Source organism: Lelliottia sp. GFLA7, assembly GCF_056490165.1.
This window is the reverse complement of record NZ_JBWLAQ010000114.1, coordinates 1-404: the sequence shown is the minus strand read 5'-3', so window position 1 is coordinate 404 and position 404 is coordinate 1. Positions and strand designations below refer to the sequence as shown.

1 protein-coding gene is annotated in these 404 nt (G+C 51.5%); it reads right to left on the bottom strand.

Annotated elements, in window-relative coordinates; genetic code table 11:
- Nucleotides 1-120: 120 nt before the first annotated feature.
- On the bottom strand, nucleotides 121-404 hold a 284-nt coding region (locus AC07RN_RS21420), incomplete at its 5' end, for a hypothetical protein (protein ID WP_478337289.1).

Sequence of the window (404 nt, the reverse complement as noted above, 5' to 3'; positions counted from 1 at the left end):
GCTTGCGGCTGCATTAAGAGGGCGCCTTGTGCAGGCAGATTCGCGATAACCTTTCAGGTTCACAATGTACTGTTTACCGCTTTCGCTTATCAGGGTGATTGGCGTAGTGACATCAGAATATCAATTCGTCTGCCAGTCAAGCGTGGTTGGACCCGTTGTGGGTAAGTCTGTCACAAATCCCAGACTCCGGAACCCCTTAATCTCCGGAGAGTCATATTCGGAATTGGCCGAATTCACTACCCACAAATCCTCCAGATTATTCACGAAAACCACGTCATCAACCTTGCGTGTTGAGCTGCCAATCGTTGCGGTGACCGTCACCTGCCCGATCGTCGCTCCGGTAAGATTTACCAACGCGCTGCCGTTTGCATCCGTTTGGCTGCTGCTCACTGACAGCGTATTCA